This window comes from Methylobacterium sp. Leaf118 (assembly GCF_920984675.1).
Lineage (GTDB): Bacteria > Pseudomonadota > Alphaproteobacteria > Rhizobiales > Beijerinckiaceae > Methylobacterium.
Window position 1 is genome coordinate 42278 of sequence record NZ_CAKLBV010000019.1, and the last position, 16280, is coordinate 58557.

Annotated in this window: 15 protein-coding genes; 3 read left to right on the forward strand and 12 right to left on the reverse strand. The window is 71.9% G+C overall.

The window, feature by feature from the left end:
• Positions 1 to 55 precede the first annotated feature (55 nt).
• Both secA and LW587_RS10570 read left to right on the forward strand, forming a co-directional pair.
• Positions 56 to 2974, forward strand: coding sequence for a preprotein translocase subunit SecA (gene secA / locus LW587_RS10565; RefSeq protein WP_232629552.1), 2919 nt, complete (start codon positions 56 to 58; stop codon positions 2972 to 2974).
• 6 nt (positions 2975 to 2980) lie between these two features.
• Positions 2981 to 3385, forward strand: coding sequence for a GNAT family N-acetyltransferase (locus tag LW587_RS10570; RefSeq protein ID WP_232629553.1), 405 nt, complete (start codon positions 2981 to 2983; stop codon positions 3383 to 3385).
• A 4-nt stretch (positions 3386 to 3389) separates the two neighbouring features.
• Here the strand turns inward: LW587_RS10570 and ampC are convergent, their stop codons facing one another.
• On the reverse strand, positions 3390 to 4580 hold the full coding sequence (gene ampC / locus LW587_RS10575; RefSeq protein ID WP_232629554.1) for a class C beta-lactamase: 1191 nt from the start codon (positions 4578 to 4580) through the stop codon (positions 3390 to 3392).
• Positions 4581 to 4613: 33 nt separating this feature from the next.
• Between ampC and LW587_RS10580 the strand changes: the two genes are divergently transcribed.
• A complete protein-coding gene (locus LW587_RS10580) occupies positions 4614 to 5420 on the forward strand; it encodes a 4'-phosphopantetheinyl transferase family protein (protein WP_232629555.1) in 807 nt (268 codons plus the stop codon).
• Positions 5421 to 6132: 712 nt separating this feature from the next.
• On the opposite strand, the gene LW587_RS10585 is transcribed toward LW587_RS10580, so the two are convergent.
• The 11 genes from LW587_RS10585 to LW587_RS10635 form a co-directional block, all read right to left on the reverse strand.
• Positions 6133 to 7344, reverse strand: a complete 1212-nt coding sequence (locus tag LW587_RS10585; RefSeq protein ID WP_232629556.1) for an extracellular catalytic domain type 1 short-chain-length polyhydroxyalkanoate depolymerase — start codon at positions 7342 to 7344, stop codon at positions 6133 to 6135.
• 82 nt (positions 7345 to 7426) lie between these two features.
• A complete protein-coding gene (locus LW587_RS10590) occupies positions 7427 to 7834 on the reverse strand; it encodes a CopG family transcriptional regulator (RefSeq protein WP_442919115.1) in 408 nt (135 codons plus the stop codon).
• Positions 7835 to 8068: 234 nt separating this feature from the next.
• A complete protein-coding gene (gene dnaQ, locus LW587_RS10595) occupies positions 8069 to 8791 on the reverse strand; it encodes a DNA polymerase III subunit epsilon (protein WP_232629557.1) in 723 nt (240 codons plus the stop codon).
• A 66-nt stretch (positions 8792 to 8857) separates the two neighbouring features.
• Positions 8858 to 9085: a type II toxin-antitoxin system HicB family antitoxin gene (locus tag LW587_RS10600; protein ID WP_232629558.1), complete on the reverse strand. Its 228-nt coding sequence runs from the start codon at positions 9083 to 9085 to the stop codon at positions 8858 to 8860.
• 62 nt (positions 9086 to 9147) lie between these two features.
• The gene (locus tag LW587_RS10605; protein WP_232629559.1) at positions 9148 to 10467 is read right to left on the reverse strand and encodes a leucine-rich repeat-containing protein kinase family protein; all 1320 of its coding nucleotides are present in this window, start codon (positions 10465 to 10467) and stop codon (positions 9148 to 9150) included.
• A gap of 113 nt (positions 10468 to 10580) precedes the next feature.
• Positions 10581 to 11201 (reverse strand): dephospho-CoA kinase, encoded by a 621-nt coding sequence (gene coaE, locus LW587_RS10610; RefSeq protein ID WP_232629560.1) that lies wholly within the window; start codon positions 11199 to 11201, stop codon positions 10581 to 10583.
• Complete coding sequence (locus LW587_RS10615; RefSeq protein ID WP_232629561.1) at positions 11198 to 12034, reverse strand: shikimate dehydrogenase; 837 nt, start codon at positions 12032 to 12034, stop codon at positions 11198 to 11200. The genes coaE and LW587_RS10615 overlap by 4 nt, the downstream gene beginning before the upstream one ends.
• Positions 12031 to 12975, reverse strand: a complete 945-nt coding sequence (locus LW587_RS10620) for a cation diffusion facilitator family transporter (protein WP_232629562.1) — start codon at positions 12973 to 12975, stop codon at positions 12031 to 12033. The genes LW587_RS10615 and LW587_RS10620 overlap by 4 nt, the downstream gene beginning before the upstream one ends.
• A 15-nt stretch (positions 12976 to 12990) precedes the next feature.
• Positions 12991 to 13602 (reverse strand): Maf family protein, encoded by a 612-nt coding sequence (locus LW587_RS10625; RefSeq protein ID WP_232629563.1) that lies wholly within the window; start codon positions 13600 to 13602, stop codon positions 12991 to 12993.
• Complete coding sequence (locus LW587_RS10630) at positions 13599 to 14744, reverse strand: glycosyltransferase family 61 protein (RefSeq protein ID WP_232629564.1); 1146 nt, start codon at positions 14742 to 14744, stop codon at positions 13599 to 13601. The genes LW587_RS10625 and LW587_RS10630 overlap by 4 nt, the downstream gene beginning before the upstream one ends.
• Positions 14744 to 15574, reverse strand: a complete 831-nt coding sequence (locus tag LW587_RS10635; RefSeq protein WP_232629565.1) for a pyruvate, water dikinase regulatory protein — start codon at positions 15572 to 15574, stop codon at positions 14744 to 14746. Before LW587_RS10635 ends, LW587_RS10630 begins: the two co-directional genes overlap by 1 nt.
• Positions 15575 to 16280: the final 706 nt, after the last annotated feature.

Below are 16280 nucleotides of genomic sequence, written 5' to 3' on the forward strand. Positions count from 1 at the left end.
GGCGGCGTTTCCGCAAACGCCGCCGCGCGACACTTTTCAGGACCGCAGGTTCACGATGCTCGGTGCCCTCAAGAAGATTTTTGGCTCGTCCAACGACCGTCGGGTCAAGGGGTATCGCCCGCGCGTCGCCGCGATCAATGCCCTGGAACCGGAGATCGCCGCGCTGACGGACGAGCAGCTGCGCGCCCGGACCCAGGCGTTCCGCGACCAGCTCGCCGCCGGCAAGCGCCTCGACGACCTGCTCGTGCCCGCCTTCGCCACGGTCCGCGAGGCGGCCAAGCGCGTGCTGGGCCAGCGTCACTTCGACGTGCAGATGATCGGCGGCATGGTCCTTCACGAATCCGGCATCGCCGAGATGAAGACCGGCGAGGGCAAGACGCTGGTGGCGACGCTCCCGGTCTATCTCAACGCCCTCGAGGGCAAGGGCGTCCACGTCGTCACCGTCAACGACTACCTCGCCTCCCGCGACGCGGAATGGATGGGCCGGGTCTACCGCTTCCTCGGCATGAGCGTCGGCACCATCGTGCACGGCCTCGACGACGGGCAGCGCAAGGACGCCTATGCCTGCGACATCACCTACGGCACCAACAACGAGTTCGGGTTCGATTATCTGCGCGACAACATGAAGTACGAGCTCTCGCAGATGGCGCAGCGGGGGCACCACTTCGCCATCGTCGACGAGGTCGACTCGATCCTCATCGACGAGGCGCGCACGCCGCTCATCATCTCCGGCCCCGTCGATGACCGCTCGGAGCTGTACGTCTCCGTCGACGCGATCATGCCGCTGCTCCTGCGCGAGCATTACGATCTCGACGAGAAGCAGCGCACGGTCTCGCTCACCGAATCCGGCAACGAGTTCCTGGAGGAGGCGATGCGCGATGCCGGCATCCTCAAGGAGGGCGACCTCTACGACGCCCACAACGTCACCCTCGTCCACCACGTGAACCAGGCGCTGCGCGCCCACACGCTGTTCACGCTGGACAAGGACTACATCGTCAAGAACGACGAGGTCGTCATCATCGACGAGTTCACCGGCCGCATGATGCAGGGCCGGCGCTACTCGGAGGGCCTGCATCAGGCGCTGGAGGCCAAGGAGCGGGTGACGATCCAGCCCGAGAACCAGACGCTGGCCTCGATCACCTTCCAGAACTACTTCCGCCTCTACAAGAAGCTCGCCGGCATGACCGGCACCGCCTCGACCGAGGCCGACGAGTTCGCCGAGATCTACAAGCTCGAAGTGGTCGAGATCCCGACCAACAAGGACATCGAGCGCGTCGACGAGGACGACGAGGTCTATCGCACCGTCGAGGAGAAGTACGAGGCGATCATCAAGGAGATCGACAAGGCGCATAGCCGCCTGCAGCCGATCCTGGTCGGCACCGGTTCGATCGAGAAGTCGGAATACCTCGCCGAGATGCTCCGCAAGGCCGGCTACACCGCGCTCGACTATTCCGACCCGAATGCGCTGACCGACGTCTACGCCGCCGCCCGCGAGGGTCGGGTGACCCGGCGCTTCGCCGTGCTGAACGCCCGCTTCCACGAGCAGGAGGCCTATATCGTGGCCGAGGCCGGCGTGCCCGGCGCCATCACCATCGCGACCAACATGGCCGGCCGCGGCACCGACATCAAACTCGGCGGCAACCTCGAGATGCGCATCGAGAAGGAGCTCGGCGGGATCGGCGAGGGCCCCGAGCGCGACGCCGCCATCGAGGCGCTCAAGACCGAGATCGCCGAGAACCGGGCCAAGGTGCTGGCCTCGGGCGAGCCCGCCGACCCGGAGGCGGGCCGCAAGAAGGCCCTGCCCGGCGGCCTCTACATCATCGGCACCGAGCGCCACGAGAGCCGCCGCATCGACAACCAGCTGCGCGGCCGCTCCGGCCGCCAGGGCGATCCGGGCCGCTCGAAGTTCTACCTGTCCCTCAAGGACGACCTGATGCGCATCTTCGGGTCCGACCGCATGGACGGGATGCTGCAGCGGCTCGGCCTCGAACAGGGCGAGGCGATCATCCATCCCTGGATCAACAAGGCCATCGAGAAGGCGCAGCAGAAGGTCGAGGCGCGCAACTTCGACATGCGCAAGAACGTGCTCAAGTACGACAACGTCATGAACGACCAGCGCAAGGTCGTGTTCGAGCAGCGCCGCGACCTGATGGGCCAGGACAGCGTGCGCGACACCGTCGACGAGATGCGCCACGGCGTCATCGACGACGTGGTCGCCGTCCACATCCCCGAGAATGCGTATGCCGAGCAGTGGGACGTGGCGGGGCTGAAGACGCGCACCCTCGACCTGCTCAACCTCGACCTGCCGGTGGAGGAATGGGCCAAGGAAGAGGGCATCGCCGACGAGGAGATCCGCGAGCGCCTGCGCAAGGCCTCGGACGAATCCTACGAGGCCCGCATCGAGAAGAACACGCCCGACGTGATGGCCTATATCGAGAAGCAGGTGGTGCTCCAGACCCTGGACCACCTCTGGCGCGAGCACCTCGTGACGCTCGACCACCTGCGGCAGGTGATCGGCTGGCGCGGCTTTGCCCAGCGCGATCCGCTCAACGAGTACAAGTCCGAGGCCTTCGAGCTGTTCAACGGCCTCGTCACGGCTTTGCGCGAGCAGGTCACCGCCCAGCTCGCCCGCGTCGAGATCCTGTACCAGGATCCCGAGGGGCAGGCCGGCGCCGCCTTCGAGCAGGCGGGGTACGGGGAGCCGCAGCTTCCGCCGATGTTCCCCGAGCACCGCGATCCGGTGACCGGCGAGAACGAGTTCGCCCGCACCGGCACCGGCAGCGACGGCGGGGCGGGCCCCGCCTACGGCTACGCCGCCCGCGACCTCGCGAGCGACGCGGCGGTGCTGGAGCGCAAGCCCGAGGACGCCTCGACCTGGGGCAAGGTCGGCCGCAACGAGCCCTGCCCCTGCGGTTCGGGCAAGAAGTACAAGCACTGCCACGGCCGCTTCGCCGCCGAGACGGACGAGGCCTGAGCCCCGGTGACCGTCGTCTACGCGCGGGAGCCGGATCTCGGCGCCGAGGCCTTCCAGGAGGTTCTCGTCGCCTCCGGCCTCGCGCCGCGGCGCCCGGCCGAGATCCTCGAACGGCTCGGGCGGATGCTGGCGGGCGCCGACCTGATCATCACCGCCCGCCTCGACGGGCGGCTCGTCGGCGTCGCCCGCACGCTCACCGACTTCGCCTTCTGCGCCTATCTCTCGGACCTCGCCGTCGCCCGCGACGTCCAGGGCCTCGGCATCGGCCGCGGGTTGATCGCGGAGACCCGCAAGGCCGCCGGCCCCGAAGCGAGCCTGCTGCTGACCGCCGCGCCGGGCGTCGAGGCCTATTATGACGGGCTCGGCATGCCCCGCGTCCCCCACGCCTTCCGCTACGAGCGGGAGCGGTGACGGGTCAGGGCGCCTCGGCGGCGAGCGCCTCCAGCACGGCGTGCGCCGCCCTCACCCGGGCAGGGATCGGGACGTTGCGGTTGGCCAGCATGACGAGGCCGATGCCCTTCGCCGGCACGAAGGCGACGTAGGCGCCGAACCCGTTGGTCGAGCCGGTCTTGTTGAACAGCGTCGGCCCCGAGGGCGCCTGCGGCGGCGCGAGCGGCGTCGCCGGGTTGGGCGCGAGGATCATCGCGGGGCCGTTGCCGGCGAGCAGCCGCTCGAGCGGGACCGGATAGGGATATTGCTCCCAGCCGAAGCCCTGCACCATGTCGCCGACCCGGACGCGCCCAAGCTGGGTCGCCTCGACCGCCCGCCGCAGCGGGTCGGGCAGTTGATCCGGCCGCAGATTCACCTCGACGAACCGGAGCATGTCCGCGACGGTGGCCTTGATGCCGTAGGCCTCGGCGTCGAGCGGCCCCGGAGCGACCCGGACGGGCCGGCCCTCGGCGGTCGTGCCCCAGGCGTAGCGATCCATCGCGCGCTCCGGCACCCGCACGACGCTGCCCGTGAGGCCGAGCCCCGGGAACAGCCGCGTCTCGATCAATTCGGGGAACGCGCCGTCGAGCGCCCGGGCCGCGGCGAGTCCGAACAGGCCGAGGCTCGGATTCGAGTAGAGCCGCTGCGTGCCGGGCGGGGCCGTGGGGCCCCAGTGCCGGAAATAGGCGATCATCGAGGCCGTGTCGGTGACCGTGTCGGGAAATTGCAGCGGCAGGCCGCCGGCCGTGTAGGTGCCGAGATCGGCCAGGGTCGCGGCGTCGAGGGGCGTGCCGCGCAGCTCCGGCAGGAACCGGCCCGGATGATCGGCGAAGGACAGCCGGCCGAGGGCCTCCGCCGCGCCGGCGAGCGTCGCGGTGAAGACCTTGCTGACCGAGCCGATCTCGAACAGCGTGTCCGGCGTAACAGGCCGGTTGTCCGGCCCCGCCCTGTGCCCGACCGTGAAGACGGCGCGCTCGCCGCCGACCGTCACGGCGACGGCGAGCCCGGGCGCGCCGTACTCGGTCCGGATCGGCCCGAAGGCCCGCTCCACCGCGGCGGCGATCCGGCCGGCCCGGTCGTCGGCCCGGTCGTCGGCCATGGCGGCCATGGCGGGCAGGAGGAGGATCAGAGCCCATGACAGCAGCGCCCGCGCAACGACGGTTCCCGTGACCGGCATCGGATGTCCTCCCACCCGTGAAGGGGCTCGGCCATGAGGGAGGACGAACCCGCCGGGAGCGTGGCGGCGCCGCTCGTGCGCCAGCTCCCCCTCGCGCTGACCGCGCCGTCCGGCGCGGGCCGGGCCGGGCTGGCTCTGGCCGCCGCCCCGCTCGGCTGGCTCGACGCGCACCGCGCCGGGATCCTGCACCCCGACGAGGAGGCCCTGCTGACCGACCGCCTGCATGCCCGCCGCCGCCACGGCCTCCTGGTCGGGCGCTACGCGGCCAAGCGGGCGCTCGCGGTGCTGCATCCCGATCGCGACCCCCGCGGGTTCGCGATCCGGCCCGGCGTGCTGGAGCAGCCGGTCCTGTCCGCGGAGGGCCTGGGCAATCTCGGCGTCAGCCTGTCGCATGCGGGTCCGGTCGCCGTGGCAATCGCCTTTCCCGAGGGCTGCCCGATGGGGATCGACCTCGAACGGGCCCGGCCCGACCTCGTGCCGCTGCTCCTCGACCAGACCTTGCCGGCCGAGCGGCAATGCCTCGCCGCCTGCCTCGACGCGCCGGAAGCCGAGCGGCTGACCCGGCTGTGGTGCCTGAAGGAGGCCCTGTCCAAGGCCTTGCGCTGCGGCCTGACGGTGCCGACGGCGCTCCTCGCCGTCGGCGGCATCGAGCGCTCGGCCCAGGGGCTCGTCGCCACCTTCGCGAATTTCGCCCAGTATCAGGGTCTCAGCTTCGCCGCGGGCGACCTCGCCGCCGCTCTGGTCTGGCCGCGCACCGTCACGCTGTCGATCGCGGCGGCGGACCGGGCGGGATGGCAGGCGGCCCTGGCGGAGGCCGCCGCGGGCTGGCCGGGGGATTAGAGCCTCGGCCCGAGAGGTGGACACCGGCTCTCGGACAGAGCCGGAGGCCGGGTCAGGCCCGATCGAGCGGACGAAGCCGTCGACCGCGTGGCGCCGCTGCGCCGACGGGCCGTTCAGGGCGGTGGCGTTCTGCAGGACCATGTCCGCCGCCCGGCCCGTGGCACTGGCCGCGCCGATCACGGATTCGATCTCCCCGGTCGCCGAGCGCATGCCCTGCGAGGCGGCGGCGATGTTGCGCGCGATACGCGATCGCGCTGCGCTCCCAGGGGGCAGCGTCGGTCTCGCCAGCGATCGTCAGACCGTCACGCGAGAAGGATCTGGAATCATAGAGCATCGGTCCGATAGGTGGGAACCGGCTTTCGGAAAAAAGCCGATGCGGCACAAGAACCTAGCGCATCGTCCTGGATACGATATCCAGGACGATGCGCTAGTGTGATTCACCAGGGTGAACGATTCGATGATTGTTCACCGCGGCCCGTTCCGGGAGGCAGGAGCGGGTTCCGAACCGTGTGCCTCCGGTGGGACTGTCTGGGTCCGCTGCAACGGAGTGCGCTCTGCGCCGTCCGCACGCTCGCCCGGAAACGCTCGAGCGCGTGCGGGATGGGTTCGACGTGTCGCGACATCGCGGAGGCCAGGGCCCCAGCGGGTCGGCCGGTCGCCCCGTGAAGGCGCGTGGACCCCGACCGTCGGTCGGGATCCGCGCCGATTGCGATCAGGCCTGACGGCCGGGCAGGGTGTGGCTCAGGAAGAAGTCCAGCATCGCCCGCGAGGCGTTCGGGCCGCCCGGATCGGTGAAGCTGCCCTCCGAGCTGCCCCCGGCCCAGGCATGGCCCGCGCCCTGGACCGACCAGGACTCGACCTGCACGCGGCCTGCCTCGTCGGCGTAGCGGGTGCGGGTGTAGGAATGGCCGTCGCTGCTGCCGCGCTCGCGCTGCGGCGTCAGGCCGGCGGCGCCGGCCTGGGCCAGCACCTCCTCGGCGTTGCGCGGGTTGACGGTGCCGTCACCCTCGCCGTGGAAGACGATGGTGGGCACGCGCAGAGCCTGCGCGACCGAGCCCGCGCCGAAGCCGGACGCCCCGCCCGGCGCCTCGGAGCCCGGTGCGCCGACCCGCATGGCCGAGAGCGCCGACGGCAGATCCCGGGCGCAGCCCGCCGCGAGGCCCGAATGCACGCCCACCGCCGCGAACAGATCCGGATAGGCCCGGGCGATGTTGGCCGCCGCGGCCCCGCCCGCCGAGAGGCCGGCAATGTAGACCCGGGCGGGATCGATCGGGTGCTCGCTCGAGACCGCGCGCACGATCCCGGCGATGATGCCGGTCTCGCCCATCTCCCGGCCCTGGTCGGAGGGCTCGAACCAGTTCCAGCACTTCTGGGCGTTGGCCCGTCCGGACTGGCGCGGATAGACCACGTAGATCCCTTCCTCCTCGGCCAGGACGTTCATGCGCGTGCCCGCGGCGAAGTCGTCGGGCGACTGCGAGCAGCCGTGCAGCATGACGACGAGCGGGCGCCGCCCGGAGCGGTGGCTCGGGACGAACAGCTTGTAGTCCCGCGCGCCGGCCGCGTTGGAGAAGCTGCGCTCGACGAACTGCCCGTCCTCCGAATTGCCGCCGCCCGGTGCCGAAGTGCCGGGAAGGTCGCCGACGAAGTCCTTCAGCGAGGGCGCCAGGGTGCGCAGGCTGCGCATCATCTGGTCGATGCCGTCCCGGAGCCTGTCGGGGATGGGCGCCGTATGGGCCTCGGATCCGGCGCCCCCCGCGGGGCCTTCGAGGCGGCGCGACGGATCCGCGGGCGGGTGGGCGGTCGGCGCCGAAGAGCCGCCGCCGAGGCTGCGCTGGATCAGCGCGGTGGCCTCGGCGAATCGGCCGTCCCGCGTCAGCCGGGTCGCCTCGGCCATGTCGGAGAGTCGGGAGGAATGCTCGGTCATTGAAAGTCTCGCTTTCCGGGTCGGCGACGGGCGTGCGCGAGCACAGCGGGTCACGAGGAAGGTGTGGGAGGCAGGGTCGAACTCAGCGGAGGCGGTCGGCGAGGGCCTGCTTCACGGCGGGGCTCGCCTGAAGACTGCCCAGCACCTCGAGGGAGGCGATGGTCGCCCGGGCGAGTTCGGCGGAGACGTCGGCCTCGATCACCGCGAGGCCCAGCACGCGGATGTCGAGGGGCGTCCCGGCGGCCTGCGCGGCCTCCAGCTCGGCCCGGCCGTAATGGCGCAGGCCCAGTTCGAACGCCTTTCGGGCGACGGACTGGCGGGTGATCTCCGCATGCCGCTCGATCTGGTTGCGCACCGCGGTGCGGATGAAGTCGCTGCGGTTGGCGTAGGCGCCCTCGGTGACCAGAAGGTCGATGTGACCGAGGTCGACATAGCCGAGATTGACGGTGATCTTCTCGCTGTCGCCCGGTTTCACGCCGAACCGCACCATGATCGGCGCGTCCCGGGCGCGCTCCAGCCTCGCCTCCGGCCGCACATCCATCATCGAGTCCATCCCTGCGCCATCCATGGGGATGGTATGGGATCGTTCATGCTGCGCCGCAAGATAGAATTTTTTGCAATGCAGCAATGCGGACCCGGGATCGCGACAACGTGTTGGGTCAGCGGTCCGCCCTGGGCGCGCCATGAGTGCAACCCATTGCCGGCCGCGTCCGGCCGGCGGCGGTCAGGCCGTCTCCGAACCGCCGAGAAAGTCGCGCCAGACGGCGTTTGTTCCCAGGCTCTCGACGAAGGCGGCGTGACGGGCGCGCTCGTCCTCGCTGAGGCGGTTGCGCAGGGGACGGGGGCCGGCGGGGGCCGAATCCGCCACCGCCCGGACCGCGGCGTCCTCGCTCGGCTCGGCGATGCTGAGCCCCAGGCTCGTCTGCTTGCCGCCGAGCAGCTCGACATAGACCTCGGCGAGGATCTGCGCGTCGAGGAGCGCGCCGTGCTTGACCCGGCGCGTGGTGTCGATGCCGTAGCGGTTGCACAGGGCATCGAGGTTGTTGGCCGCGCCCGGATGCCGCCGCCGGGCCAGCAGCAGCGTGTCGACCACATCCTCCAGGACGATCCGCGGCGGCGCGGCGGGGCCGAGCCGGCCGAACTCCATGTTGAGGAAGCCCACGTCGAAGGGCGCGTTGTGGATGACGAGCCGGGCATCGCCGCAGAAGGCCACGAAGGCGTCGACGATGTCGGAAAAGAGGGGCTTGTCGGCGAGCATCGCGTCCGAGATGCCGTGGACCGCGAAGGCCCCCTCGGAGACCGCACGCTGCGGGTTCACGAGCTGGTGGAAGACCTTGCCGGTCTGGACGTGGTTGATCAGCTCGACGCAGCCGATCTCGATGAGCCGGTCCCCGCCCTTGGCGTCGGTGCCGGTGGTCTCGGTGTCGAGGACGATCTCGCGCAGCATTTGTTTCCGATCCGGAGAAGCAGCAGCCTTCTCCGGCGAGCCTCGTACCGGAGGCCGAACAATCCGTTAACCGGCAGCGCGCAGCGGCGCATGCGAGGGCTGGGGAATTGCGTGGCCGAGTTCGTGCGCCTTCTCGATCCACGCCTCGATCGCGTCTCGCACGTTGCGAAGCGCCTCCTCCGGCGTCTCGCCCTCGGACATGCAACCCGGAAGATCGGGCACGGTCGCCGCGAAGCCGCCTCCGTCGGCGGCGGTCAGCGGTGCGATCACGACCGGATAGGTGAGGTCGTTCATGGAGCGTCTTCGACCCTGTCGATGAACCGAACGAGGTCGCGGATGCAGCCAAGGTTGTTCGCTCACCGATCAAACCCCGACAGGGCCTCGGCCACCTCGGCCACCTCGGCCATGAGCGGCCGGGCGGCGATGTCGGGCCCGGTGCAGGCCTGCTCCAGGGCCCGCAGCCGCTCGTACGCCGCAGGTTCCTCGGCGCAGCGGTCGAGCATTTCGCCGAGCAGGAGGCCGAAGGCGCGGGTCTCGATCCGCTGCCAGCGCTCGCCCGCCGCCCCCGTGGGCAGGGGGGAGGCGGCGCCGAAATCGCTCAGCACAGCCGCGCCCGCAGCGCCGTCCCAGAGGGTGTTGTGAGCGTAGAGGTCGCCGTGCAGCCAGCCGAGGGCATGGAGATGGGCGGCGGCCCGGGCGACCGAGCCCGCGATCCGCAGCGCCACGTCGGGAGCGAGGCGCAGGGCCGGATCGTAGACGTCGCGGCTGCAGCTCGCGGGGCTCGGCGGCCCGGCCAGCGCCCGCCAGGACGGGGGCAGGAGCGGCATCAGCAGGCCCTGCGCCCCGTCCGGATGGCCGACGACCCGCCCCAGGGCGCCGGTGAGGTGGGGGTGCCGGCCGGCGGCGAGGCAGGCGGCCATCTCGCGCTCGGGCAGGCCGTCGCTGGTCATGGCTCCCTTGAACAGCTTCAGGGCGACGGGCCGGGCCGCTCCGTCCTCCCCGCGCCAGAGCGCCGCGACGATCCGCCCGGAGGCGCCCTCCCCCAAACCTTCGCCGGGCTCCAGCTGGTCCCACGGCAACTCCGGGACGCGGGCCGGCGCCGTCTCGCCCTCGGCGGGATTGCCGGCCCAGGCGATCCAGGCGAGGCGCGGCCCTTCGGCGAGCCAGGGCGGAAGCGCCGCGAAGCGGTTGGCGGAGAGCCGGATCAGCTCCAGGTTCCGCGCGCCCGCCAGGGACTCGGGCAGGGCAGAGAGGGCGTTGCCGGCGAGCATCAGCTTCTGGAGCCGGGGTCGCGCGCCGAGGGCGTCGGGCAGCCGCGCGATCCGGTTGTCGGTCAGGGTGAGCCAGCGCAGGGCGGGGGGCAGCGCCTCGGCCGGCACCTCGCGCAAGCCGGTGCCGCGAAAGCCCACCTGTTCCAGCGCCGGGCAGTCGCCGAGGACGGCGGGCAGCCGCTCGAACCGGTTGCCGGAGCAGAACAGCACCCGCAGGCGGCGCAACCGGCCAAAATCCTGCGGCAGCGCCGTCAGGCCGCACCCGCTGAGGTCGAGCCATTCCAGCGTGTCGGCGAGGCCGAACACCTCTTCCGGAACGGCCTCAAGCGGACCCGTGAGCCGCAAGGCGCGCGCGCCGGCATGGTCGCCGCGGCGCAGGGCCTGGAGCGTGGGCGAGGCGTCCATGGTCGCGGGTCTCCCCTCGCGCCGATCGGTCGTGTCAGGCCGGGCGGCGGGTGAAAGCCGCCCGGGGTCTCAACGGGTCCGCGATGCGGCGTCCGCATCCGCGTCGCGGGGGATCAGGCGCGGCCGGGATCGGTCAGTTGGGCGACGAGCCGCTCGACCTCGGCCTCCGCCGCCGCGAGGCCGTGGCTCGTATCGATGACGTAATCCGCCCGGGCCCGCTTCTCGGCATCTGGCATCTGCTGGGCGAGGATCGCCGCGAAGGCCTCCGGCGTCATGCCGGGACGGGCGAGCACGCGGGCGCGCTGCACCTCCGCCGGCGCGGTGACGACGAGGACCGCGTCGCAGCGAGCCTGCCCCCCGGTCTCGAACAGGAGCGGGATGTCGAGCACCACGAGCGGCGCCGCGTGGTGACGGGCCAGGAAGGCGCGGGCCTGCGCCCCGACGAGGGGATGCACGATCGCCTCGAGCTGGCGCAGCCGGTCGGCGTCGCCGAGCACCGCCGCGCGCAGGGCCGGCCGGTCGACGCCGCCCTCCGGCGTCAGCGTGCCGGGAAACGCCGCGCCGATCGCCTGCGCCGCCGCCCCGCCCGGCCCGTAGAGAGCGTGGACCGCCGCGTCCGAATCGTGGACCGGCACCCCGCGGGCGGAGAACATCGCCGCGGTGGCCGACTTGCCCATGCCGATCGAGCCGGTGAGGCCGAGCACGAACGGGCGGTCGTTCGGGGGCGCGCTCATGTCGCCACGAGGTCCGCGACGATGCGTTCGCGCAGGGCCGGCGTCACTTCGGGGCGCAGGCCGAACCACGCGGCGAAGCCCGGCACCGCCTGGTGCAGCAGCATCCCGAGCCCGTCGACGGCCGCGAGCCCCCGCGCCCGCGCGGCCGCCAGCAGCGGCGTCTCCAGGGGCACGTAGACGATGTCGGCCACCGCCGCCCGGTCGGGCAGGGCAGCGAGGTCGAGGGCGAGCGGCGGGTGCCCGGCCATGCCGAGCGTGGTCGTGTTGACGAGGAGTCCCGTCCCGGCCAGCGCCTCCGGCAGGGCCTCCCAGGGCAGCGCGCGGGCGTGGTCGGGATCGAGCGCGGCGAGCGCCCGCGCCCGTTCGGGGCTGCGGTTGGCGATCACGACCGAGAGGCCCCGCTCGATCAGCCCGACGACGATGGCGCGGGCCGCCCCGCCCGCGCCCAGCACCACGGCCTGCCGCCCGGTGCGCGCCGGCCAGTCGTCGCCCAGACTCCGGTCGAGATGGGCGATGAAGCCGGGGGCGTCGGTGTTGTCGCCGCGGAGGCGCCCATCCTCGACCACGAGCGTGTTCACCGCCCCGATCGTCCGGGCCCGGTCGGTCAGCGTGTCGGCGAGGCGGAACGCCGCCTCCTTGTGCGGGATCGTGACGTTGCCGCCGGCGAAGCCCGAATCCGGCAGGCCGCGCAGGAACGCCTCGAAGGCCTCGGGCGCCACGTCGAGGCGCTCGTAGGTGCCGTCGATCCCGTGCTCGGCGAGCCAGTGGCCGTGGATCAGCGGCGAGCGGGAATGGGCGATCGGGTGCCCGACCACGAAGGCTTTCCGGGTCATGCGACGCAGTCCTTCGGGAGGGTGCAGGCCGTGCGCCCCTCCAACTCGACCTGGAGGGTCGTGTGGGCGATGCCGAAGCGCGTCCGCAGCAGGTCCGCACTGTCCCGCAGGAAGCCGTCGCCGGGCGCCTGCGCCAGGACGAGATGGGCGGTCAGAGCCGATTCGGTGGTGCTCATCGGCCAGATGTGGAGATCGTGCAGGCCGGTGACGCCGGGCTGGCCGGCGAGGCAGGCGCGCACCGCCGCCGGGTCGATGCCCGGCGGGACGGCGGCGAGCGCCATCCGCAGGCTGTCCAGCAGCAGGCCCCAGGTCGCCGCGATGATGATCCCGGCGATGATCAGGCTGACCACGGGGTCGATCCCGTTGAACCCGGTCGCCAGGATCACGAGCCCCGCCAGCACCACGCCCGCCGAGACCGCCGCGTCGGCGAGCATGTGCAGGTAGGCGCCGCGGAGGTTGATGTCGTCGCGCCCGCCCGAGGCGAAGAGCCAGGCGGTGAAGCCGTTGATGAGGATGCCGATGCCGGCCACCACCATCACGGTCGTGCCCGCCACCGGCGCCGGCTCGAAGAAGCGCCCGATCGCCTCGGCGATGATGGCGCCGGTGGCGACGAGCAGCGTCACCGCGTTGAACAGGGCGGCGAGGATCGAGGAGCCGCGCAGGCCGTAGGTGAAGCGGGCCGAGGGCGCGCGCTTGACCAGCACGGAGGCGATCCAGGCGGCGACGAGGCCGAGCACGTCCGAGAGGTTGTGGCCGGCATCGGCCACGAGGGCCATGGAGTTCGCCAGGATCCCGTAGGTCGCCTCGACGACGACGAACCCGGCGTTCAGCGCGATGCCCAGGGCGAAGGCTCGGCCGAAATCCTTCGGCGCATGCGAATGCCCGTGGCCGCCGTGATCGGGATGGGACCCGTCGTCGTGCGGGTGGGAATGCCCGTGCATCGCCTCCTCCGGGTTTCAGAACGTCAGCAGGCCCCCGGCCCGCAGCCGCTCCAGCAGGGGCAGGAGCGGCAGGCCGAGAACCGTCGAATGGTCGCCCTCGACGCGCGCGAACAGGTGGATGCCCGCGCCTTCGAGCTGGTAGGCGCCGACCGAGCGCGTGACCGCCGGGCCGGCGATCCGCAGATACGTGTCGATGGCCGCCGTATCGAGGGGGCGCATCGTCAGCCGGGCGGTCTCGAGGAAGGTTTCCACGCGGCCCTCGTGCACCAGCGCGACGGCGGCGTGGAGGGCGTGGGTCCGGCCCTGGAGCCGGGCGAGATGCACGGCCGCCGCCGCGGCGTCGGCCGGCTTGTGGAAGAGCGTGCCGTCGAGGTCGAGCACCTGATCGGCGCCGAGCACGATCCGGCCGGGATGGCGCGCGGCCACCGCCTGCGCCTTGACCGCGGCGAGGCGGAGCGCCAGCGCCGGGGGCGGCAGGGCGCCGGCCTGCGCCTCGACCGCCCGCTCATCGATATCGGCGGGGCAGGTCTCCACCGGCAGACCGGCGCTGGCCAGCAGGTCGCGTCGGGTGGGGCTGCCGGAGGCGAGGAGGAGGGGTTCGGCGGGGCGCCAGAGCGGATGGGTCACGGGGCAATCCCTCCGAGCGGGGCGCGCCAGTCGAGCCAGTCGAGGGCGTAGTCGATCTCCGCCGGGCGCACGGAGAAGATTCCCTCGGGGGAGCGGGCCGAGCCGAACACGTAGCCGCTGGCATGGCCGAGGGCATGATCGATGGAGCTCTGCAGGAAGCCGAGATCCAGCCCGCCCTCGCGGAAAGCCAGGACGGTCGCCCCGGGCGGGGCGAGGAGCGAGCCGTGCAGGCCGGAACCGTATTCGCCGACCAGGATGGCGGCCGAGCGGAACAGGGCGATCTGCTCGGGGATGGTGAGGCCCTCGGGCTGGACGACCTCGAAGCCGCGGGCCCGCGCCCGGGCCTCCAGCTCCGCCCGCTCGGCCAGGATGCGGCGGTTGCGCGTGTCGGCGTTCTCCGAGCGGGAGATCAGCAGGCGGCGGGTGGCGGGCGGCTCGCGCCGGCGGCCGAGGCGCCAGCGTGGCGCAGGCGCGACCCGGTCGAGCAGGAAGCGGCGGGCCTCGGCCATCAGCGGCGAGGCGCGGCTGGCGAACCGCAGGGCCGACGGCACGAGGAGCTGGCGGCAGGCCACGAGGTCGCGCTCGCGGTCATAGGGGACGATCTGCCCGCGCGCGATGCCGAGCAGCGCGAGCCACACCATGGCGAAGTCCGGCGTGTCGGCGGGCAGGAGATAGCGCAGACGGGTGATGTCGTGCCCGGCCCGGTCGAGCAGGTAGAGCTTGGGCAGGAAATCCACGAGCCAGTGGCCGTACATCTGGTGGCCGCTGCCGGCGAGCAGCACGACCGGCTCCTCCACGCTCACCCGCTGCAGATCCCGGCGCCCGCGGGCCACCGCGCGAAAATGCCCCTCGCTGCTGGCGGCGTAGGCGTTGAGTTCGTTGGCGTATTGGAGGACGCCGTCGAGGCCGATCACGCCCTCGGCGGCGATCTCGGCATCGGGCAGCGCGTAGAGGCAGGCGCCGAGCACGATGACCTGCTCGAAATAGACCCGCATCAATTCGGAATCGACCGCGCCGATCATCAGATCGGGCGGACGCACCCAGTCCCGGTAGGACAGGCTCAGATCGGTGCGCTGGCCGCGCCCGGCCGCGACGGTCTCGCCGAGCTCGGCCGCCGCGAAATCCTCCTCCGACTCCGGCATCAGGTGGCGATGAACTTCAGGCGGTGCTCGCGATAGAGATCGAGGATGGCGGCGGCCGTCTCCTCGATGGAGCGGCGGGTCACGTCGATCGTCGGCCAGCGATACTTGGCGCAGAGCCGGCGCGAGGCGGTGATCTCGTCCGCGACCGCGTCCCGGTCGACATAGGAGGAGTTGTCGTCCGCCTTGAGGCTGAGCAGGCGGTTCTGGCGGATCTGGACGATGCGCTCCGGGCTCGCGATCAGGCCGACGATGAGCGCCTTCTTGACCCGGTCGAAGCTCGGCGGCAGCGGCATCGACGGGACGAGGGGGAGGTTGGCGGTCTTGAGGCCGCGATTGGCCAGGTAGATCGAGGTCGGCGTCTTCGAGGTGCGGCTGACGCCGACCAGCACCACGTCCGCCTCGTCGAGGTCGGCCGGCAGGTTGCCGTCGTCGTGGGCGAGCGTGAAGTTCATCGCGTCGATGCGCTTGAAATACTCGGCGTTGAGCATGTGCTGGGCGCCGGGCCGCTCGGTCGAGGTCGCGCCGAGATAGGAGCGCAGCAGCGCGTGCACCGGCTGGAGCACGTTGAGCGTCGGCGAGCCGGTCTCGCGGCAGGCCGCCTCCAGGCGGTCCGTCAGCTCGTGGCCGACCAGGGTGTAGAGCACGAGGCCGGGCGCCGCCTTGATCTCGGAGATGACCCGTTCGAGCTGCGGCCCGGAGCGCACCAGCGGATAGACATGCTCGATCGCCGAGATGCCCTCGTACTGCACCGCCGCCGCGCGCCCGACATTGATGAGCGTCTCGCCGGTCGAGTCCGAGACGAGGTGGAGGTGAAAGTAGCTGCGGCTCATCGTGTCGTGATCGGCTTTCGATGACGCATCCGGGGCGCGCGAGGCCGCTCCCCTGCGCGATGCTTAGAGCCGCCCGGGCCCGCAGGGAAGCCGCCCCGCCCGGCGGCCGGTCGGGCGGCGTGTGATCGATCCGCGGGATCGTCACCGGACGGCGGCGCCGGAGGCTCCCGCGGATCGCCCTCCCCGCCCCGCCTGCGCCCGGGTCCCGGCCAGCGGGTGGGTAAGGCGGGGCCAGGCCGGAATCGCCTGCGGGCGGGCCCCGCCGCAGGCGCACGAGGGCACCGTTGGCTCGAAGAAATCTTTTCCGGGAACGGCTTACGGACTCGGACCCCTGATTCTGTCCCCAGGGGGCGCGGCAGGAGTCGATGACTGGGGATAAGCCGGCTCCGGATCGGGTCGGCGGCCGGGCGCCCCGCAATCCATCGACTCCGCCCTCAACACCGCGTCCATCGCGTCTCCCTGGACTCACCGAGATGGGAGAATCCGGGACGGACGGCCGCAGGGCCAGCGGGGTGGCGTGCAAGCCCATGGCAAGCTTGGGCTATCCAGGAGATTAGAGCCAATCCGTTAAGAGGCGCTTAACGCCGCGGCTGTGGGGAGGGGCTGTGGACGCGCTTGCGGCCCCACGATCCAACGTCCAAGAGAAAAAACAGAGATTCTAGAATCTCTCTTTCTTTGAAGAGGGCCGGGGTGGGGATGGCGCGGG